This window comes from Streptococcus sp. 27098_8_51, from assembly GCF_041432205.1.
Lineage (GTDB): Bacteria > Bacillota > Bacilli > Lactobacillales > Streptococcaceae > Streptococcus.
The window spans coordinates 1-21,224 of the sequence record NZ_JAPVZE010000011.1 but is presented as its reverse complement, the minus strand read 5'-3'; the positions used below and the strand labels follow the sequence as shown (position 1 = coordinate 21,224).

Annotated in this window: 14 protein-coding genes and 1 pseudogene; 14 read left to right on the top strand and 1 reads right to left on the bottom strand. The window is 43.4% G+C overall.

The features are described 5' to 3' along the window. Positions 1-50 precede the first annotated feature (50 nt). From nt5e to adcA, 5 genes are all read left to right on the top strand, one after another. Positions 51-2,102 carry a cell surface ecto-5'-nucleotidase Nt5e gene (nt5e, locus tag O3622_RS07315; protein ID WP_247936303.1) on the top strand — a complete coding sequence of 684 codons (2,052 nt, stop codon included), beginning with the start codon at positions 51-53 and terminating at the stop codon, positions 2,100-2,102. Between the two features lie 147 nt (positions 2,103-2,249). Beyond that, positions 2,250-2,690 (top strand): zinc-dependent transcriptional regulator AdcR, encoded by a 441-nt coding sequence (adcR, locus tag O3622_RS07310; RefSeq protein ID WP_001249328.1) that lies wholly within the window; start codon positions 2,250-2,252, stop codon positions 2,688-2,690. Beyond that, positions 2,690-3,394, top strand: a complete 705-nt coding sequence (locus tag O3622_RS07305) for a metal ABC transporter ATP-binding protein (protein ID WP_001269482.1) — start codon at positions 2,690-2,692, stop codon at positions 3,392-3,394. The genes adcR and O3622_RS07305 overlap by 1 nt, the downstream gene beginning before the upstream one ends. Then, positions 3,387-4,193: a metal ABC transporter permease gene (locus tag O3622_RS07300; protein ID WP_247936304.1), complete on the top strand. Its 807-nt coding sequence runs from the start codon at positions 3,387-3,389 to the stop codon at positions 4,191-4,193. Before O3622_RS07305 ends, O3622_RS07300 begins: the two co-directional genes overlap by 8 nt. 9 nt (positions 4,194-4,202) lie before the next feature. Next, entirely contained in the window at positions 4,203-5,708 is a 1,506-nt protein-coding gene (gene adcA, locus O3622_RS07295) for a zinc ABC transporter substrate-binding lipoprotein AdcA (protein ID WP_371607278.1), read from the top strand. Positions 5,709-6,284: 576 nt separating this feature from the next. Here adcA and O3622_RS07290 read toward each other — a convergent pair. After that, entirely contained in the window at positions 6,285-8,372 is a 2,088-nt protein-coding gene (locus tag O3622_RS07290; RefSeq protein WP_371607277.1) for a GH92 family glycosyl hydrolase, read from the bottom strand. Between the two features lie 158 nt (positions 8,373-8,530). Here O3622_RS07290 and O3622_RS07285 point away from each other — a divergent pair, with 158 nt between their 5' ends. From O3622_RS07285 to O3622_RS07245, 9 genes and pseudogenes are all read left to right on the top strand, one after another. Beyond that, positions 8,531-9,889, top strand: a complete 1,359-nt coding sequence (locus tag O3622_RS07285) for a hypothetical protein (protein ID WP_371607276.1) — start codon at positions 8,531-8,533, stop codon at positions 9,887-9,889. Between the two features lie 129 nt (positions 9,890-10,018). Then, the gene (locus O3622_RS07280) at positions 10,019-11,299 is read left to right on the top strand and encodes a glycoside hydrolase family 125 protein (RefSeq protein WP_000263081.1); all 1,281 of its coding nucleotides are present in this window, start codon (positions 10,019-10,021) and stop codon (positions 11,297-11,299) included. Positions 11,300-11,583: 284 nt separating this feature from the next. Further along, a complete protein-coding gene (locus tag O3622_RS07275) occupies positions 11,584-14,229 on the top strand; it encodes an alpha-mannosidase (RefSeq protein WP_371607275.1) in 2,646 nt (881 codons plus the stop codon). A 98-nt stretch (positions 14,230-14,327) separates the two neighbouring features. After that, complete coding sequence (locus tag O3622_RS07270; protein ID WP_000150731.1) at positions 14,328-15,197, top strand: ROK family protein; 870 nt, start codon at positions 14,328-14,330, stop codon at positions 15,195-15,197. Beyond that, on the top strand, positions 15,191-17,071 hold the full coding sequence (locus O3622_RS07265) for a beta-N-acetylhexosaminidase (protein ID WP_000234381.1): 1,881 nt from the start codon (positions 15,191-15,193) through the stop codon (positions 17,069-17,071). The genes O3622_RS07270 and O3622_RS07265 overlap by 7 nt, the downstream gene beginning before the upstream one ends. A 198-nt stretch (positions 17,072-17,269) precedes the next feature. Next, a complete protein-coding gene (locus tag O3622_RS07260; protein ID WP_000714584.1) occupies positions 17,270-18,199 on the top strand; it encodes a sugar ABC transporter permease in 930 nt (309 codons plus the stop codon). A 13-nt stretch (positions 18,200-18,212) separates the two neighbouring features. Beyond that, positions 18,213-19,136, top strand: a complete 924-nt coding sequence (locus O3622_RS07255) for a carbohydrate ABC transporter permease (RefSeq protein WP_000818344.1) — start codon at positions 18,213-18,215, stop codon at positions 19,134-19,136. Between the two features lie 107 nt (positions 19,137-19,243). After that, positions 19,244-20,728: an ABC transporter substrate-binding protein gene (locus O3622_RS07250; RefSeq protein WP_247929901.1), complete on the top strand. Its 1,485-nt coding sequence runs from the start codon at positions 19,244-19,246 to the stop codon at positions 20,726-20,728. A gap of 160 nt (positions 20,729-20,888) precedes the next feature. Then, a pseudogene (locus O3622_RS07245) lies at positions 20,889-21,224 on the top strand (CPBP family intramembrane glutamate endopeptidase); the annotation flags it as partial.

Below are 21,224 nucleotides of genomic sequence, written 5' to 3'. Positions count from 1 at the left end.
AGAAATAGCGTATAATATAAAAGAGAAAAAGAAAAGAAAGGGATTTTAAAATGAACAAACGTTCTTTGTTACCTGTCTTGTCGACAGCCCTGTTAGCTCCAGCCTTCTTAGCTGGACAAGTCTATGCTGAAGAAGCAACAACTCCTGCAGAAAGTTCAGCTGTCGTAGTGACTCCTGCTACGTCGGCGACTCCAGCTCCTGTTGAGAGCCCTGCGGTACCGGAAACTTCGGCAACTTCAGAAGCAGTTGCACCTGCAGAAGCTCCGTCAGCTCCTGTTGAATCTCCTAAAAGCGAAGAAAAGGACACCGTTATCTTGCACACCAATGATGTCCACGGTCGTATCGTAGAGGAAAAGGGAGTTATTGGAGATGCTAAATTAGCGACTGTCATCGAGCAGGAACGTGCGAAATCAACTCAAAATACTCTAGTTGTTGATGCGGGAGATGCTTTCCAAGGTTTACCGATTTCCAACTCTACGAAGGGTGAAGCGCGTGCTGAAATTCTTAATAAGATGCAGTATGATGCCATGGCAGTAGGAAACCATGAGTTTGACTTTGGTTTGGACGAAGCTAAGAAATACAAGGAAATCTTGAAATTCCCATTACTTAGCTCAAATACTTATGTCAATGGAGCTCGTCTTTTTGAAGCTTCTACAATCGTTGATAAAGATAAGACTGTGGAAGGTGATGAGTTTGTTGTAATCGGCGTGACAACACCTGAAACAGCTACCAAAACTCACCCTAAAAATGTCAAAGGGGTAACCTTTACAGATCCAATCTCCGAGGTGAATAAGGTTATCGAAGAAGTCCAAGCCAAGGCTCGTGCAGAAGGTAAGGACTACAAACACTATGTTGTGCTTGCTCACCTCGGTGTAGATACCACAACTCCAGTCGAATGGCGTGGTTCAACTTTGGCAGAAGCTCTCTCTAAAAATCCTCGTCTTAAAGGCAAACGTGTGACAGTTATTGATGGGCATTCTCATACGGTAGCTTCCACAACTTATGGCGACAATGTTACCTATAACCAAACAGGAAGCTACCTTCATAATGTTGGGAAGGTTATCTACAAATCACGTCAGCTTTTGGGCAATCCAACTCAGATTCCGGCTGCTGATGCTAAAAAATTACCAGCCAATCCAACAGTTGAAAAACTAGTCAAAGACATTAAACAAAAATACGATGCTGAAAATGCTGTTGAAGTCGTTTCAAACAGCCCTGTAGAACTAAACGGTGATCGTGAAAATGTTCGGGTTCGTGAAACCAACCTCGGAAACGTCGTGGCAGACTCTCTCTATCAATATGGTCAAACAGGATTTAGCCATCCGACAGACATCGCTGTGACAAATGGTGGTGGTTTGCGTGAAACCATTGCAAAAGGCAAACCGATCACTAAAGGAAATGTCATTGCCGTTCTTCCATTTGGGAATACTATCTCACAAATCCAAGTGACGGGGCAACAAGTTTTGGATATGTTTGAAAAATCACTCGGATCTATCTTGCAGGTCGATAAGGATGGCAAGAAGGTCTTGGATGAGAACGGACAACCATTGCTAGAACCAAGTGGTGGCTTCTTGCAAGTTTCAGGTGTGAAGGTCTACTATGATACCAACCTCCCATCAGGCAAACGTGTCTTGGCTATCCAGGTTAAAAACCGTGCGACTGGTCGTTATGATCTCCTGGACCTCGCAAAAACTTACTATCTTGCAACCAATGATTTCCTAGCTGCGGGTGGTGATGGCTACACGATGTTAGGTGGTGCGCGAGAAGAAGGTCCTTCTATGGATGCAGCCTTTGAAGAGTATCTTAAAACAGCTGATTTGACCCAGTATGAAAAGATCAATCCGAACTCACGGACGATTTCTGTGGATTCTACAACCTTTAGTCTGCCGGTAGAAACGCCTCAAACGAATGCGGCTGCTAACGATGCGACTACAAATGTGCCATTGACTTATGAGGTGGCAGGTCAATTTAGCAAGAAGGCAGTTGTCTCAGAAAAAGCCCTCCCAAATACAGGAAGCGAACAGTCCATCTTCTTGCTCTTGATGGGAATGGTAGCTGGTTTGGCAGGGATCTTATCGAGCCGAAAACCAAAGCAAAAATAGGTTAAATTTTACATCTAGAAGAGTCTAAGGAAACGTTTTTACGCCTTTTTCCCTTGACTCTTTTTTGGTTTATGATATAATTAACCAGTAAAGAATCGGTGACTATCTCTATTTTTTACGAAAAGATAGCTAGGGAAGGAGTAACACATGAGACAGCTTGCACAGGAAATCGATAACTTTTTAAACGAGGTGATCTTGAGATCTGAGAACCAGCATGAAATTCTGATTGGGCATTGCACAAGTGACGTAGCCTTGACCAATACTCAGGAACACATCCTCATGCTCTTGTCAGAAGAATCCCTAACCAACTCGGAGTTGGCCCGTCGCCTTAATGTCAGTCAGGCGGCAGTGACCAAGGCTATCAAATCTTTGGTCAAAGAGGGCATGTTAGAGACATCCAGAGATCCAAAGGATGCGCGTGTGATCTTTTATCAACTGACAGAGCTGGCTCGACCAGTGGCAGAGGAACACCACCATCATCATGAACACACGCTCTTAGCCTATGAACAAGTGGCAAGTCAGTTTACTCCAAATGAACAAGAAGTTATCCAGCGGTTTTTAACTGCTTTAGTAGGAGAAATCAAATAATGCGGTATATTACAGTAGAGGACTTGTCTTTCTATTATGACAAGGAACCTGTCCTCGAGCACATCAACTATAGTGTTGATAGTGGGGAGTTTGTCACCCTGACTGGTGAAAATGGAGCTGCCAAGACAACGCTTATCAAGGCGAGCCTAGGCATCTTGCAGCCAAGATTTGGTAAGGTAACCATCTCAAAGACAAACACTCATGGGAAAAAACTTAGGATAGCTTATCTTCCCCAGCAGATAGCCAGTTTTAATGCTGGTTTTCCAAGTACGGTTTATGAATTTGTCAAGTCGGGTCGTTATCCGCGAAAAGGCTGGTTCCGTCGCTTGAACGCCCATGATGAGGAGCATATCAAGGCCAGTCTAGACTCAGTTGGTATGTGGGAACACCGTGACAAACGAATTGGCTCCCTTTCGGGAGGGCAAAAGCAACGAGCAGTGATTGCTCGGATGTTTGCTTCTGACCCAGATATCTTTGTCTTGGATGAGCCAACGACAGGGATGGATGCTGGAAGCAAAAATGAATTTTACGAACTCATGCACCATAGTGCTCATCATCATGGCAAGGCCGTTTTGATGATTACCCATGATCCTGAGGAGGTTAAGGACTATGCGGATCGCAATATTCATCTAGTCCGTAACCAAGACTCGCCATGGCGTTGTTTTAACGTTCACGAAAGCGACCAGGAGGTGGACCATGCTTAGTTTGTTATCTTATGATTTCATGCAGCGTGCCTTCTTGGCGGTTATTGCCATGAGTCTCTTTTCTCCAGTTCTTGGGACTTTCCTTATCTTACGTCGTCAGAGTTTGATGAGTGATACCCTCAGTCACGTTTCTCTGTCAGGGGTAGCCTTTGGTCTGGTTTTGGGAATTTCTCCAACTATTTCAACCATCGCTATTGTCTTAATCGCTGCGGTCTTTCTAGAGTATCTCCGGACAGTCTATAAGAACTTTATGGAAATCGGGACAGCCATCCTCATGTCAACAGGACTTGCGGTGTCACTGATTGTCATGAGTAAGGGGAAAAGTTCGAGCTCCATGAGTTTGGACCAATATCTCTTTGGTTCGATTGTGACCATTAGCCAGGAGCAGGTGATATTCCTCTTTGCCATTGCGGCAATCGTTTTACTCTTGACTTTCTTGTTCTTGCGACCAATGTATATCCTGACTTTTGATGAGGACACGGCCTTTGTGGATGGCTTGCCAGTTCGTACCATGTCTATCCTCTTTAACATGGTGACAGGGGTGGCCATTGCCCTTATGATTCCAGCTGCAGGAGCTCTTTTGGTATCGACCATTATGGTCTTGCCAGCTAGTATTGCCCTTCGTCTGGGGAAAAACTTTAAATCCGTTATGTTACTAGCCAGCGCTATTGGCTTTTTGGGAATGGTGGCAGGACTTTATATTTCCTACTATGCGGAAACACCTGCTAGCGCTAGTATCACCATTATCTTTGTAGCTGTCTTTTTGTTAGTCAGTCTACTGAAACGTTTTATCAAATAGGAGAATGAAATGAAAAAACTAAGCTTACTACTGGCTAGTCTATGTGCCCTGTTTTTAGTGGCTTGTTCCAATCAAAAACAGGCAGATGGGAAGCTAAATATCGTAACAACCTTTTACCCTGTCTACGAATTTACCAAGCAAGTCGCAGGAGATACTGCTAATGTAGAACTCCTCATCGGTGCTGGTACAGAACCTCACGAATATGAACCGTCTGCCAAGGCAGTTGCTAAAATCCAAGATGCAGATACCTTTGTCTATGAAAATGAAAACATGGAAACTTGGGTTCCAAAATTGTTAGAATCCTTGGATAAGAAAAAGGTGAAAACCATCAAGGCGACAGGCAATATGCTCCTCTTGCCAGGTGGTGAGGAAGAAGAGGAAGGGCATGATCATGGCGGTGAGGGTCACCATCACGACTACGATCCCCACGTTTGGCTTTCACCAGCACGCGCCATCAAACTGGTAGAGCATATCCGTGACAGCTTGTCAGCAGATTATCCTGATAAAAAAGAGACTTTTGAGAAGAATGCGGCTGCCTATATTGAAAAATTGCAAGCATTGGACAAGGCCTACACAGATGGCTTGTCTCAAGCTAAACAAAAGAGCTTTGTGACCCAGCACGCTGCCTTTAACTACCTTGCCTTGGACTACGGTCTCAAGCAAGTATCTATCTCAGGTCTCTCACCAGATGCAGAACCATCAGCAGCACGTTTGGCAGAATTGACAGAGTATATCAAGAAAAACAAGATTTCTTATATCTACTTTGAAGAAAATGCCTCACAAGCCCTAGCTAATACACTTTCAAAAGAAACGGGCGTCAAACTAGACGTGCTCAATCCGCTAGAGAGTCTGACAGAAGAAGCAACCAAGGCCGGTGAAGACTATATCTCCGTGATGGAGAAAAACCTCAAGGCTTTGAAGCAGACAACAGACCAAGAAGGACCAGAAATCGAGCCTGAAAAAGCAGAGGATACGAAGACAGTTCACAATGGTTACTTTGAGGATGCAGATGTCAAAGACCGTACCTTGAGTGACTATGCTGGAAACTGGCAATCTGTCTATCCTTTCCTTGAAGATGGTACTTTCGATCAAGTCTTTGACTACAAGGCTAAATTGACTGGCAAGATGACAAAGGATGAGTACAAGGCCTACTATAGAAAAGGCTACCAGACAGATGTGACCAAGATTAACATCACGGATAACACTATGGAATTTGTTCAAGGTGGCCAAAGCAAGAAATTCACCTACAAGTATGTCGGCAAGAAAATCTTGACTTATAAGAAAGGAAATCGTGGGGTGCGCTTCCTCTTTGAAGCGACAGATGCGGACGCTGGACAGTTCAAGTATGTTCAGTTTAGTGACCACAATATCGCCCCAGTTAAAGCAGAACATTTCCATATCTTCTTTGGAGGTACTAGCCAAGAAGCCCTCTTTGAAGAGATGGATAACTGGCCAACCTACTATCCAGATAACCTATCTGGCCAAGAAATCGCCCAAGAAATGTTGGCGCATTGATGCAAGAGAAAATCCCGCAAATCTGCGGGATTTTTTACTGGAAATGATTAGGTTGTCAGGTATTATAGTACCACAGTTGTGCTGTTCACAATGTGATAAAGAGGTCATTTTCTACTGGCTGATTCTCACTAGCTGGCGAATGCAAAAGCTACGATTGTACAAATTATAGAATCTTTTCAGGGGATTTAGGAAGGGATCTTAGTCATATTGACGTTGCTATCGATTTTTGTTATAGTCAAAGAGAGCAGTCTGGAACAATAGTTTATGCACAGTCTGTGGATAAGTCTAGGGGGAACAGGACATTTAGCTAATATCCTAGAGGGGTCTTGAGAATTGCCCCGGAAACTAGTAACGGGCTAGCTTTCTAGTAGAAATCTTAGTCTAGTAGGGATTTGAGCAGGTCTGCCTGAGGGTGACAGGTTCAAAGTCTAAGAGCTAACTTCTGGAGAAGCTGATTTTTAGGCATGCTTTCTTATCCACAAGTTGTGGATAACTGTAGAGAGTCAGCTTGTGAATCAACTTCAAGTCCAAGTTTCATAAAAGAAGAACCTTTGCGCGATGCAAAGGTTCTTTGGGTTAGGAGTGGTTTGGTAGCCAGCTGAGGGTGAAGGTCAGTTGCTCAGCTTTCAAGAGGTCTTGGTGTTGAATGCTAGATACTATGGTCTTGTCCAATCGACATTCTTTGACAAAGTTGAAGTGGCTGTGGTTTTGTTCAGCATGGATATCCAACCATTTATCTTCCTTAGCCAGGTAGATACGGAGATGGTCAAAGAGAGGGATTCCGAGGTCGTAGCTGGGTTTGCCTGGACAGGTCGGGTAGAATCCAAGAGCTGACCAGATGTACCAAGCAGAGAGACTGCCATTATCCTCATCGCCAGGATAGGCTTGCCAGCTTGGGTGAAAGGCTTTCTGACTTATCGACTTGATGAGTAGGGCAGTGTAGTCAGGGTAGTCACTGTAGCGGAAGAGATAAGGGATGTGGAAACTAGGTTGGTTGGAAATAGCCATTTGCCCAAAAGGAGCTGTAGCCATCTCGCTCATCTCGTGAATCTCATAACCATAGCCAGTCGTCTCAAAGAGGGGAGCATCTTGACAGGCTTTCAAAAGATAGTGGCTAAAGGTTTCCTTTCCACCCATAAGCTGGATTAAGCCTGGGATGTCGTGGAGGACGCCTAAGGTCGCTTGAATGGCAGAGCATTCGGCGTAGTCGCGTCCCCAACTATAAGGAGAGAAGTCGGGGCGGAAGTTGCCTTGGCTATCTCGCGCACGCATGTAGCCCGTCGCAGTGTCAAATAGATGGTGGTAATTTTGTGACGAAGTTCTATAAGTTTCCGCGATGTCATTCTGACCAAGCTTTTCGGCACAGCTGGCGATACAAAAGTCGCTATAGGCATAGTCAAGGGTGTGGCTGACGCTTTCGTGGTGGTCGGTAGAGAGATAACCTAATTCTTGGTATTGTGCCAAACCGTGACGGCCATTGATGCCGAGAGGGTCGGACTTGCTGGCTGTTTCAAGCATGGCTTGGAGGAGTTTTTCTTCCAAATCGATAGCCATGTCCTTGCAGGCGCTATCTGCGATAATGCCGTCTAAAAGAGTACCAGGCATCATGCCATGCTCGTCTGGGGCCAGCCATTTTGGCAGGAAACCAGTATTGCGGTAGCTATTGAGGAAACCTTCTAAAAAGCGGTGATAGTGTTCTGGTATGACAAGGGCAAAGAGGGGGAAGGTGGTGCGGAAGGTATCCCAGAAACCATTGTTGCTAAAGAGGACGCCGGGCTTGACAGTGCCAGTAGACAAATCCATGTGGATGGCCTGCCCTGACTCGTTCACCTCATAAAATGTCTGTGGGAAAAGGAAGAGTCTGTAGAGGCAGTGATCAAAGAAGGTTCGGTCAGCTTCCCCGGTCTCCACGATATCAAAACGGTGGAGGAGATTTTCCCAATCTGCTTGGGCATCTGCCTTACAACTATCAAAATCCTTTTGAGGTAGATTAAGCAGAGCTTGAGAAGGAGAGATGAAAGAAGTTGCTAGCTGGATCTCGGCTTGACTACTTGCTAAGTCAATTCGCCAGTCCCCACCTTCTTGGCTGACAGCAAGAATATCCGTATTCATTTGCAGAGAAGTGAATAGTTTTAGTGGATTTTTATTGGTCTCTGTTTTGCCTTCTTGTCTGAGGGCTAGAGTCCGCTTATCTAATTGCTCTATGGTCAGTTCATCTGCTGCGTGAAGATAGAGGGAGAGGGCTTTGCCTTGCTTTTGCTCCAAACGAATAGAAGCACCATAGCAAGTCGGTGTGAGCTGGGTTTCAATCTGATAGCGCAGAGAAAAGAGTTTCAAATAGTGAGTCTGGAAGCGAGCTTTATCTACATCATAGGAGGACTGGCGGTGAAAGAGACTGTCTCCTCCAAGCTGGCCTGCGACAGGTGTCAGGAGGAGCCAAGAGTAGTCCCCAATCCAAGGGCTGGGCTGGTGGGTCAATCGAATCCCTTGAAAGATGGGCAGATGCGGATCGAAGAACCAAGCTCCCTCCTGGTCACTGGTCTGGGGCACAAAGTAATTCATCCCAAAAGGAACGCCCGTGTAGGGTAGGGTATTTCCTCGAGAAAAGGCATGCTTGCTAGCAGTCCCAAAGCGGGTATCGATGGTTTCAAGTAGTGGTTTCATAAAAAAGCTTTCTGTGGGAGTTTTTGTTTAGTATAACATGAAATTTCCAATAACCGAATTTTAAAAAGTAAATAACCCTATAAATTTCGGTTAATAATCTACAAATATTCATTCTTTTGTTAGAATGGAGACAATAAAAAAGAAAAGGGGATTTTTTTATGAGCGATTCGGTAAATAATGTGAATAACGCAGAATCTGTAGAGAAAGTTGAAAACACGCCTGTAGAGGATGTGGAGTCAGTTGCTACTCAAGAACCAGAAACTGTGGAAGAAACTGCTTCTGAGCAAGTAAAAGATGACCAATCTGAAGAAGTGGTGGAAGAGAAAGATTCTAAGCCAAAACAGAAAGAAGATGCAAAAGCTTCAGCTGATGCTTCAGCTCAACAAGTAGTTGAAAAAACCAAAGGACTGTTTGCAACGAAACGCAAAGAAATCATTGCAGCTCTTGTGGCAGTAGCCGTGATTATTGTGGCATTTGTGGGATACAAGGTTATCCAGTCACAACCAAAAAGCTTGATTGGTGACGTCAAAGTTGAGTTTTCAGGTTATGAAGAATCTGGAACGGTAACTTATAATAGTCAAGATATTGCTGAGAAAGTAGCAGAAATAGCATACCAAAAAGTAGGCTTTAATAAAGACCAGGCAGCTGGTTTGGCTAAAAAAGATCCTATTATTTACGCAGAGGTGTCAAGAGATGGCAAGTTTGCCTCTAAATTGATACAAGCAGAAGCGATGATTAGTAGTGTCCATTATGAATTTGACAAAACAAATGGTCTCAAAAATGGGGACGAAGTTACGTTCACTGTAACAACAAGCTCAAAAAACTCACCATTTAAAGCTGAAAAGAAAACTTTCAAAGTTGAAAACTTGAAAGAATATGAGAAGGTATCAACGGCTGATTTGCTCAAAGAAACTCCTGTGACATTTACTGGATTTAATGGGTATGGCATAGCGTCTATTACAGAAAATCCTAATAAAGACGCCTATTTCAACTTTGAAGATAACAAACGTCCGACAAACTTGAAGAACGGAGATACAGTTACTCTTACTGTTAGTGTGACCTATATCAATGAGTTAAAATCAAAAGGAAAAGTTGTTGACAACAATAAGGTTGAGGTGACTGTTGAAGGGTTGAAAGACTTAAAAGATGTGAAGAACTTTGCGGATCTTCTGAAAAAGAATGATGACTATAGCAAGTCTGAAAATCAAAATAGTTCCTTTAGCACCTACACTTTAGAGTCGCAAGGCAGTTATTTGAAAGTCATCCCAGAAGAGAATAAAAAATCAAATGGGAAAGTTTCGTTGATAACAGTTTATAAAGTAACTTGGTCAAGTGGCAATTCAAAAGAAGTTCGTTACAAATACTATGGTTATCAAGCTTACCTTTTGAAGGACAATAATCTTGATCTTGATGCTGCTTCTAAAGTATCAAGTTGGGGATCAAAAGATTTAGAAGGTCTAAAAGCTGAACTGGCTACTGAAGGTTATAAGGTTTACGAAGAAAAGAAAAGTGAATAGAAAAGTTGGGGAGAGCCCCAACTTTTTTTTCATAAGTTTGTTTCAAAACGCCTTTAGTTTGTGTATATCTTTTGGAGGCGTTTTTTTTTATACTGAACATGAAACTTGTTTGAAAGAGGAAAAAATACTATGGTTTATTCGAAAGAAATTGTTAGAGAATGGCTAGACCAAGTAGCGGAGCGGGCTAAGGACCATCCCGAGTGGGTGGATGTCTTTGAGCGTTGCTATACAGACACCTTGGACAATACGGTCGAGATTCTAGAAGATGGCTCAACTTTTGTCTTGACAGGGGATATTCCTGCTATGTGGCTTCGGGATTCGACAGCCCAACTCAGACCCTACCTGCACGTGGCTAAAAGAGATCCTCTCTTGCGTCAGACCATTGCAGGTTTGGTCAAGCGTCAGATGACTTTGGTGCTCAAGGATCCTTATGCCAATTCCTTCAATATTGAGGAAAACTGGAAGGGGCACCATGAGACTGATCACACAGAGCTTAATGGCTGGATTTGGGAACGCAAGTACGAGGTGGATTCGCTTTGCTATCCTTTGCAGCTGGCTTATCTCCTTTGGAAAGAGACTGGCGAGACCAGTCAGTTTGATGAGACTTTTGTCACAGCGACCAAGGAAATTCTTCATCTCTGGACAGTGGAACAAGACCACAAGAACTCTCCTTATCGTTTTGTTAGGGATACGGACCGCAAGGAAGACACCTTAGTAAATGATGGCTTTGGACCTGATTTTGTAGTGACAGGTATGACCTGGTCAGCTTTTCGTCCGAGTGATGACTGCTGTCAGTATAGCTATTTGATTCCGTCCAATATGTTTGCCGTAGTCGTATTGGGGTATGTGCAAGAAATCTTTGCAGAACTAGACCTAGCTGATAGCCAAAACATCGTGGCAGACGCTAAGCGTCTCCAAGCAGAGATTCAAGAAGGCATCGAAAACTATGCCTATACAACCAACAGCAAGGGAGAAAGGATTTACGCCTTTGAAGTGGATGGTCTAGGAAATGCTAGCATCATGGATGATCCAAACGTACCAAGTCTACTGGCTGCTCCATATCTTGGTTACTGTGCGATTGACGATGAGGTTTACCAAGCCACACGCCGTACCATTCTGAGCCCTGAAAATCCATATTTTTACCAAGGAGAATACGCTAGCGGTCTCGGAAGTTCTCATACCTTCTATCGCTATATCTGGCCGATTGCCCTTTCTATCCAAGGTTTGACAACAAGAGATAAGGCAGAGAAGAAATTCTTGCTGGATCAGCTCGTTGCCTGCGACGGTGGTACAGGTGTCATGCATGAAAGCTTCCACGTGGATGACCCAACGCTTTACTCACGTGAATGGTTCTCTTGGGCCAACATGATGTTTTGTGAATTGGTTTTGGATTATCTAGATATTCGCTAATACTCTTCGAAAATCTCTTCAAACCACATCAGCTTCGCCTTGCCGTATAGATGTTACTGACTTCGTCAGTTCTATCTGCAACCTCAAAACAGTGTTTTGAGCTGACTTCGTCAGTTTATCCACAACCTCAAAGCAGTGCTTTGAGCAGACTGTGGCTAGCTTCCTAGTTTGCTCTTTGATTTTTATTGAGTATAAGGAGCGCGCTTTAGTTTCACCGATTCGTGTCAGAATCACACCTTTACATTTAAAACGTTAAAATTTAAGTTAGAATGAGGTTTTACTTCATGGAAAATGTTGTTGTACATATTATCTCACATAGTCACTGGGACCGTGAGTGGTACTTACCTTTTGAAAGCCACCGTATGCAGTTGGTGGAATTATTTGATAATCTTTTTGATCTCTTTGAAAATGACCCTGAGTTCAAGAGCTTCCACTTGGATGGCCAAACCATTGTCCTTGATGACTATTTGGAAATTCGCCCTGAAAATCGTGACAAAGTCCAAGGTTACATCGACCAAGGCAAACTCAAAATTGGTCCCTTTTACATCTTGCAGGATGATTACTTGATTTCCAGCGAAGCCAATGTTCGCAATACCTTGATTGGTCAAGCAGAATGTGCAAAATGGGGCAAATCCACTCAGATTGGTTACTTCCCAGATACCTTTGGAAATATGGGACAAGCGCCTCAAATCCTTCAAAAATCAGGCATTCACGTGGCAGCCTTTGGGCGTGGTGTGAAGCCGATTGGATTTGACAACCAAGTCCTCGAAGATGAGCAGTTTACTTCTCAGTTTTCAGAAATGTACTGGCAGGGCGCTGATGGAAGTCGTGTCCTCGGTATCCTCTTCGCCAACTGGTACAGTAACGGGAATGAAATCCCTGTTGATAAGGATGAGGCCCTTGCCTTTTGGAAACAAAAATTGTCAGACGTGCGTGACTACGCTTCGACCAACCAATGGTTGATGATGAACGGATGTGACCACCAGCCTGTACAGCGAAATCTGAGCGAAGCCATTCGTGTAGCAAATGAACTCTTCCCAGATGTGACCTTTGTGCATAGTTCCTTTGATGACTATATCCACGCAGTAGAAAGTGCTCTGCCTGAGCAACTATCTACGGTTACAGGTGAGTTGACCAGTCAAGAAACAGACGGTTGGTATACACTTGCTAACACTTCTTCATCCCGTATTTACCTCAAACAAGCTTTCCAAGAAAATAGCAACCTCCTAGAACAAGTAGTGGAGCCATTGACTGTCATCACTGGTGGGCACAACCATAAGGACCAGTTGACCTATGCTTGGAAAGTCCTTCTACAAAATGCGCCACATGATAGTATCTGTGGCTGTAGTGTGGACGAGGTTCACCGTGAGATGGAAACACGTTTTGCCAAGGTCAACCAAGTCGGAAATTTCATTAAGACCAATCTTCTCAATGAGTGGAAGGGCAAAATCGCAACTCATGAAGCCCAAAGCGACTATCTCTTTACCGTCATTAACACAGGCTTGCATGACAAGGTTGATACAGTCAGCACCGTGATTGATGTGGCGACTTGTGATTTCAAAGAATTGCACCCAACAGAAGGCTATAAGAAGATGGCAGCCTTGACCTTGCCAAACTACCGTGTCGAAGACTTAGAAGGGCATGCTGTAGAAGCGAAAATCGAAGATCTGGGAGCTAACTTTGAGTATGATTTGCCAAAAGATAAGTTCCGTCAGGCTCGCATCGCTCGACAAGTGCGCGTGACAGTACCGGTTCATCTGGCACCACTTTCTTGGACAACTTTCCAATTGCTCGAAGGAGAACAAGAACACCGTGACGGTATTTACCAAAACGGAGTGATCGATACGCCATTTGTAACGGTCAGTGTGGATGATACTATCACAGTCTACGACAAGACAACTCATGAAGCTTATGAAGATGTTATTCGCTTTGAAGACCGTGGTGATATCGGAAATGAGTATATCTACTTCCAACCAAAAGGAACAGAGCCTATCTACGCAGAACTCAAAGGCTGTGAAGTCTTGGAAAATACAGCTCGTTTTGCCAAGATTTTGCTCAAGCATGAATTGACAATTCCAGTAAGTGCAGATGAAAAACTGGATGCGGAACAAAGAGGCATCATTGAGTTTATGACGCGTGAAGCTGGGCGTTCAGATGAATGGACAAGCATTCTTCTTGAAACAGAGATGACCGTCTTTGTTGATAATCCACAAATTCGTTTCAAGACTCGCTTTACTAACACAGCCAAGGACCACCGTATCCGTCTCTTGGTTAAGACTCATAACACACGTCCAAGCAATGACTCTGAAAGCATCTATGAGGTGGTGACACGACCAAACAAACCAGCTGCTTCTTGGGAAAATCCTGAAAATCCACAACACCAACAAGCCTTTGTCAGCCTTTATGATGATGAAAAAGGAGTGACGGTGGCCAATAAAGGACTGCACGAGTATGAAATCCTTGGCGACGATACCATTGCAGTGACCATCCTTCGTGCCTCAGGTGAGCTAGGTGACTGGGGTTACTTTCCGACACCAGAGGCTCAGTGCTTGCGTGAGTTTGAAGTCGAGTTTGCACTTGAGTGCCACCAAGCAGGGGAACGCTTCTCAGCCTTCCGTCGTGCCAAAGCCTTCCAAACACCATTTACTAGTCTTCAGCTTACTAAACAAGAAGGAAGTGTGGCAGCGACTGGTAGCCTCTTGAGCCATGCGGCGCTCAGCTTGCCACAAGTCTGCCCGACAGCCTTTAAGGTAGCTGAAAATGAAGAAGGATATGTACTTCGTTACTACAATATGAGTCAAGAAAATGTGCGTATATCAGAACACCAACAAACCATTTTGGACTTGCTTGAGCGGCCATATCCCGTTCATTCAGGACTCTTAGCACCACAAGAAATTCGCACAGAATTGATCAAAAAAGAAGACATTTAATAGTTTTAAAGTGTTTGATAACTAATACTATGAGATAGAAAGGAGGGGCGAAAGAGTAAGGACTAACTACTGATTCGCCCCTTTTTATGGGAAGAACAATGACCATTGCAACCATTGATATCGGAGGGACTGGGATTAAGTTTGCCAGTCTGACTCCTGATGGAAAGATACTAGATAAGACAAGTACTCCGACGCCAGAAAGTTTGGAGGATTTACTAGATTGGCTAGACCAACGCTTGGCAGAACAAGATTATAAGGGCATTGCCATGAGCGTTCCAGGCGCGGTCAATCAAGAAACAGGTGTGATTGAGGGAATCAGTGCCGTACCTTACATTCATGGCTTTTCTTGGTATGAGACGCTTGCTCATCATCAGCTACCTGTCCATCTAGAAAATGATGCCAACTGTGTTGGACTTAGTGAACTGCTGGCTCACCCAGAGATTGAAAATGCAGCCTGTGTCGTGATTGGGACAGGAATTGGCGGAGCTATGATAATCAATGGCAAACTTCACCGTGGTCGCCACGGCTTAGGTGGTGAGTTTGGCTATATGACAACCATTGAACCAGCTGAAAAACTCAACAACTGGTCGCTACTAGCCTCTACAGGAAACATGGTTCGCTACGTGATTGAAAAATCTGGTCAGACTGACTGGGATGGTCGCAAGATTTACCAAGAAGCTGCAGCAGGCAATGCCCTTTGCCAAGAAGCCATTGAACGTATGAACCGTAATCTGGCGCAAGGACTGCTCAATATCCAGTACCTCATCGACCCAGATGTCATTAGTCTGGGAGGATCTATTAGCCAGAATCCAGATTTTATCCAAGGCGTCAAAAAAGCTGTCGATGCATTTGTCAAAACCTACGAAGAATACACGGTCGCACCAGTTATCCAAGCTTGCACCTATCATGCAGATGCCAATCTCTATGGTGCCCTTGTCAACTGGCTACAGGAGGAAAATCAATGGTAATTTTTACAGGACTTAGTCCCAAACAAGAGCAAGCATTAGAGTTGCTTAAAAAGCATATTTCGCTAGCAGATGTAGAGGTAGTAGTCGCTCAGTCTGACCAAGCCTCTATCTCTATCAAGGGTGAAGGTGGACATTATCAACTAACTTATCGCAAACCTCACCAACTTTACCGCGCCTTGTCCTTATTGGCAACAGCTCTAGTAGAAGGTGATAAAGTAGCGATTGAGGAGCAGGCAGCTTATGAAGATTTGGCCTACATGGCAGACTGTTCTCGAAATGCGGTGCTGAATGTGGCTTCTGCCAAGCAGATGATTGAGGTCTTGGCTCTCATGGGTTACTCAACCTTTGAACTTTACATGGAAGACACCTATCAGATTGAGGGGCAACCTTACTTTGGTTACTTCCGTGGCGCCTATTCAGCAGAGGAGTTGCAGGAAATCGAAGCCTATGTCCAGCAGTTTGATATGACCTTTGTGCCTTGCATCCAGACCTTGGCCCACTTGTCAGCCTTCGTCAAATGGGGTGTCAAAGAAGTGCAGGAACTTCGTGATGTGGAGGACATTCTCCTTATCGGCGAAGAAAAGGTGTATGACCTGGTTGATGGGATGTTTGCCACTCTATCTAAACTGCAGACACGCAAGGTCAATATCGGGATGGACGAAGCCCATTTGGTTGGTTTGGGGCGCTACCTCATTTTGAACGGTGTTGTGGACCGTAGTCTCCTCATGTGCCAACACTTGGAGCGCGTGCTGGATATTGCAGACAAGTATGGTTTCCACTGCCAGATGTGGAGTGATATGTTCTTTAAACTCATGTCAGCGGATGGCCAGTACGATCGTGACGTGGAGATTCCAGAGGAAACTCGTGTCTACCTAGATCGTCTCAAAGACCGTGTAACCTTGGTTTACTGGGACTATTATCAGGATAGCGAGGAAAAATACAACCGCAATTTCCGCAACCATCACAAGATTAGCCAAGATATTGCCTTTGCAGGTGGTGCTTGGAAGTGGATCGGTTTCACACCCAACAACCATTTCAGCCGTCTTATTGCTCTTGAAGCCAACAAAGCCTGTCGTGCTAACGACATCAAAGAAGTCATTGTAACGGGTTGGGGGGACAATGGTGGGGAAACTGCCCAGTTTTCTATTCTACCAAGTCTGCAAATCTGGGCAGAACTCAGCTACCGCAATGACCTAGATCGTTTGTCTGCTCACTTCAAGACCAATACAGGTCTGTCAGTTGAGGACTTTATGCAGATTGACCTTGCCAATCTCTTGCCAGACTTGCCAGGCAATCTCAGTGGTATCAATCCCAACCGCTATGTCTTTTATCAGGATGTTCTCTGTCCGATTCTTGACAGACACATGACACCTGAACAGGACAAACCGCACTTCGCTCAGGCCGCTGAAACGCTTGCTGTTATCAAAGAAAAAGCTGGGAACTATGCCTACCTATTTGAAACTCAGGCCCAGTTGAACCAGATTTTAAGTAGCAAAGTGGATGTGGGACGACGCATCCGTGAAGCTTATAAATCCGGTGACAAAGTCAGCTTACAGCAAATCGCCATGCAAGAATTACCAAAACTTAGAAGCGAGATTGAAAACTTCCATGCCCTCTTTAGCCACCAATGGTTGAAAGAAAACAAGGTCTTTGGTTTGGATACGGTTGATATCCGTATGGGCGGACTCTTGCAACGCATCAAGCGAGCAGAAAGCCGCATCGAGGCTTATCTGGCAGGTCAGATTGTCCGCATCGAAGAATTAGAAGTCGTGATCCTACCATTTACTGACTTCTACGCAGACAAGGACTTCGCAGCAACTACAGCCAACCAGTGGCACACTATTGCGACCGCATCGACGATTTATACGACTTAGGCATTTTTTCCGAGTCAGAGTGTTTCTCGTGAAACCTATTTCTTATAAAAAACTTCTCCACAAAAAATAATTTGTGGAGTTTTTTCTATAATTAGTAGTTTAACCTAGCCTTCAAATAGGAGTATACTAATAATGTAATCGTTATCAAACCTAAAAATTCGATGAAATCAGTTTTTAGGAATAAAAAGGGAGGAAATTATGAAAAAGTTTTCAAAGACCTTGAGAGATAACTGGATCTTTCTCTTGATGGTTTTACCAGGGGCACTCTGGTTGATTCTATTCTTTTACATTCCAGTATTTGGGAATGTGGTCGCCTTTAAAGACTACCATATGACCAGTAATGGTTTCATAGATAGTATTGTGAATAGTAAATGGGTCGGGTTAGATAATTTCAGATTCTTGTTTAGTTCAAAAGATGCCTTTATCATCACTCGTAATACCGTTCTTTACAATCTCGGCTTTATCTTTATCGGTTTGATTGTATCAGTAGGGATTGCCATCATCCTCAGCGAGCTCCGCTCTAAGAGAATGGTTAAGATTTTCCAAACGTCTATGTTGTTCCCTTACTTCTTGTCATGGGTTATCATCAGTTTCTTTACAGATGCCTTCCTAAACATTGACAAAGGGGTTTTCAACCATTTCCTAACATCCATTGGCATGAAGGAAGTCAACTTCTACGCTGACTTAGGCATTTGGCCATACCTTCTCCTTTTCCTAGGTATTTGGAAAGGCTTTGGATATAGCAGTGTCATGTACTATGCGACGATCATGGGAATTGACCCAACCTACTACGAAGCAGCAACAGTGGACGGGGCGAGCAAGTGGCAACGTATTCGCAACGTAACCATTCCTCAGTTGACTCCGCTTGTAACAGTCTTGACCATCCTTGCAGTCGGAAATATCTTCCGTGCAGACTTCGGTCTCTTCTATCAAATCCCACACAATGCTGGTCAGCTTTACAATGTAACTAACGTTTTGGACGTATATGTCTTTAATGGTTTGACTCAGACAGCAGATATCGGTATGGCTTCAGCAGCCGGTCTTTACCAATCCGTTGTCGGCTTGATACTGGTTATTCTATCAAACTTGCTTGCAAGACGAGTTGATCCAAACTCAGCTTTGTTCTAGAAAGGGGGAGAATATGGCAGAAAAGAAAATTAAAAAAGAAAAAATCGATAATGTCGGCATTCACTCCTTCAGTAAGAAAGCAGATATCTTCTTTAGTATCATCTCTGGTTTGATCGCTCTTTCTTGTATCTTGCCCTTTATCTTCGTTATCATCATTTCGGTGACAGACGAAAAGAGCATCCTCCAGTATGGATATAGCTTTTTCCCTTCGAAATTTGGTGTAGATGGATTCCAGTTCTTAGCTCAGTTTAAAGATAAGATCCTCCAAGCGCTCTTTATCTCAGTTTTTGTAACCGTAGTCGGAACAGTGACCAACGTCTTCATTACAACCACTTATGCCTACGCCATCTCACGGACAACCTTTAAGTACCGCAGATTCTTCACGATCTTCGCTCTTCTTAGTATGTTGTTCAATGCTGGTTTGGTACCAGGCTATATCGTGGTCACTCGTTTGCTTCAACTTGGTGATACCGTTTGGGCCTTGATTGTTCCAATGCTTCTTTCACCATTCAACATCATCTTGATGCGTTCCTTCTTCAAGAAGACCATTCCAGAAGCTATTCTCGAATCTGCTCGTATCGATGGTGCCAGTGAAGCTCGGATCTTCTTCCAGATTTGTTTGCCATTGTCACTTCCAGGTATCGCAACCATCACGCTTTTGACAGCTCTTGGATTCTGGAACGACTGGTTCAACGCCCTTCTTTACATCAAGAGTGACAACTTGTATCCATTACAGTATTTGCTCATGCAAATCCAACAAAATATGGACTACATCGCCAAAGCAGTCGGTCTTTCTGGTCAACTGGGAGTCGCTCTTCCAAAGGAAACGGGTCGTATGGCCATGGTTGTCGTTGCAACCCTTCCAATCGCGATTCTCTATCCATTCTTCCAACGCTACTTTGTAAAAGGTTTGACCATCGGTGGTGTGAAAGAATAGGACTTACTGAGAAACATCGTTTCTCCCTTCCCAACTTCATCTTAGTGGCTGAAGTTAAAATCATTAAATCGTTTATAAGTTTAAAAATAAAAAAAGGAGTTTTTATCATGAAAAACTGGAAAAAATATGCTTTTGCATCTGCTAGCGTAGTCGCTTTGGCTGCAAGTCTTGCTGCCTGTGGAAACCTTACAGGTAACAACAAAAAAGCTGCAGATACTACTTCAGGTGAAAAACCTGTAATCAAAATGTACCAAATCGGTGACAAACCAGACAACTTGGATGAATTGCTAGAAAATGCAAACAAAATCATCGAAGAAAAAGTCGGTGCTAAATTGGATATCCAATACCTTGGATGGGGTGACTATGATAAGAAAATGTCTGTTATCACATCATCTGGTGAAAACTATGATATCGCATTTGCATCTAACTATGTCGTAAATGCTCAAAAAGGTGCCTATGCTGACTTAACAGAATTGTATAAAAAAGAAGGAGCAGAGCTTTACAAAGCACTTGACCCAGCTTACATCAAAGGGAACACTGTAAACGGTAAGATCTATGCAGTACCAGTTGCAGCTAACGTTGCATCATCTCAAAACTTTGCCTTCAACGGAACTCTTCTTGCTAAATACGGTATCGATATTTCAGGTGTAACTTCATACGAAACACTTGAGCCAGTCTTGAAACAAATCAAAGAAAAAGCTCCAGATGTAGTACCATTTGCGGTTACGAAGAACTTTATCCCATCTGATAACTTTGACTACCCAGTACCAAACGGACTTCCATTTGTTATCGACCTTGAAGGAGACACTACTAAGATTGTAAACCGTTACGAAGTGCCTCGTTTCAAAGAACACTTGAAGACTCTTCACAAATTCTATGAAGAAGGGTATATTCCAAAAGACGTAGCAACAAGCGACACTTCATTTGACCTTCAACAAGATACTTGGTTTGTTCGTGAAGAAACAGTAGGACCAGCTGACTATGGTAACAGTTTGCTCTCTCGTGTTGCTAACAAAGATATCCAAATCAAACCAATCACTAACTTTATCAAGAAAAACCAAACAACACAAGTTGCTAACTTTGTCATTTCAAACAACTCTAAGAACAAAGAAAAATCAATGGAAGTGTTGAATCTCTTGAACACAAACCCAGAACTCTTGAACGGTCTTGTTTATGGTCCAGAAGGTAAGAACTGGGAAAAAGTTGAAGGTAAAGAAAACCGTGTCCGCGTCCTTGATGGATATAAAGGAAACACTCACATGTCAGGTTGGAACACTGGTAACAACTGGATCCTTTACATCAACGAAAACGTTACAGACCAACAAATTGCAGATTCTAAGAAACAATTGGCAGAAGCTAAAGAATCTCCAGCACTTGGATTTATCTTTAACACTGACAGTGTGAAATCTGAAATTTCAGCAATCTCTAACACAATGCAACAATTCGATACAGCTATCAACACTGGTACTGTAGACCCAGATAAAGCTATTCCAGAATTGATGGAAAAATTGAAATCTGAAGGTGCTTACGAAAAAGTATTGAACGAAATGCAAAAACAATACGACGAATTCTTGAAAAACAAAAAATCATAAGATCGATTGATTTCGTGTATTCATTCCTAATTCCTAAAAATGTGATCACTGCCTTCCTTAGTTCTCTAGGGGAGGTAGTGATTTTTAGGATGTAAAAATGAAAACAGTGGTTCTGAGGGTTTATACGATGTGATACACATACATCTATAGAGGATTTATTATGAAAAAATATCGCCTTCTTTTCAAAATGAGTGCTGTCTTCTCTTACCTATTTTTCGTATTTGGCCTTTCTCAGCTGACGCTTATTGTCCAAAACTATTGGCAATTTTCTTCCCAGATAGGCAATTTCTTCTGGATTCAAAATATCTTGAGTTTGCTATTTATCGGAGTCATGATTTGGATTATGGTTAAGACAGGCCATGGTTATCTCTTTCGCATTCCAAGAAAAAAATGGCTTTGGTATTCGATTTTGACAGTATTAGTGGTAGTGCTCCAGATCTTTTTTAACGTTCAGACAGCTAAACATGTTCAGTCAACTGCTGAAGGTTGGGCTGTA

Coding starts and splice junctions, on each gene's coding strand:
- nt5e (WP_247936303.1), top strand. CDS start 51: ATGAACAAACGTTCTTTGTTACCTGTCTTGTCGACAGCCCTGTTAGCT.
- adcR (WP_001249328.1), top strand. CDS start 2,250: ATGAGACAGCTTGCACAGGAAATCGATAACTTTTTAAACGAGGTGATC.
- O3622_RS07305 (WP_001269482.1), top strand. CDS start 2,690: ATGCGGTATATTACAGTAGAGGACTTGTCTTTCTATTATGACAAGGAA.
- O3622_RS07300 (WP_247936304.1), top strand. CDS start 3,387: ATGCTTAGTTTGTTATCTTATGATTTCATGCAGCGTGCCTTCTTGGCG.
- adcA (WP_371607278.1), top strand. CDS start 4,203: ATGAAAAAACTAAGCTTACTACTGGCTAGTCTATGTGCCCTGTTTTTA.
- O3622_RS07290 (WP_371607277.1), bottom strand. CDS start 8,372: ATGAAACCACTACTTGAAACCATCGATACCCGCTTTGGGACTGCTAGC.
- O3622_RS07285 (WP_371607276.1), top strand. CDS start 8,531: ATGAGCGATTCGGTAAATAATGTGAATAACGCAGAATCTGTAGAGAAA.
- O3622_RS07280 (WP_000263081.1), top strand. CDS start 10,019: ATGGTTTATTCGAAAGAAATTGTTAGAGAATGGCTAGACCAAGTAGCG.
- O3622_RS07275 (WP_371607275.1), top strand. CDS start 11,584: ATGGAAAATGTTGTTGTACATATTATCTCACATAGTCACTGGGACCGT.
- O3622_RS07270 (WP_000150731.1), top strand. CDS start 14,328: ATGACCATTGCAACCATTGATATCGGAGGGACTGGGATTAAGTTTGCC.
- O3622_RS07265 (WP_000234381.1), top strand. CDS start 15,191: ATGGTAATTTTTACAGGACTTAGTCCCAAACAAGAGCAAGCATTAGAG.
- O3622_RS07260 (WP_000714584.1), top strand. CDS start 17,270: ATGAAAAAGTTTTCAAAGACCTTGAGAGATAACTGGATCTTTCTCTTG.
- O3622_RS07255 (WP_000818344.1), top strand. CDS start 18,213: ATGGCAGAAAAGAAAATTAAAAAAGAAAAAATCGATAATGTCGGCATT.
- O3622_RS07250 (WP_247929901.1), top strand. CDS start 19,244: ATGAAAAACTGGAAAAAATATGCTTTTGCATCTGCTAGCGTAGTCGCT.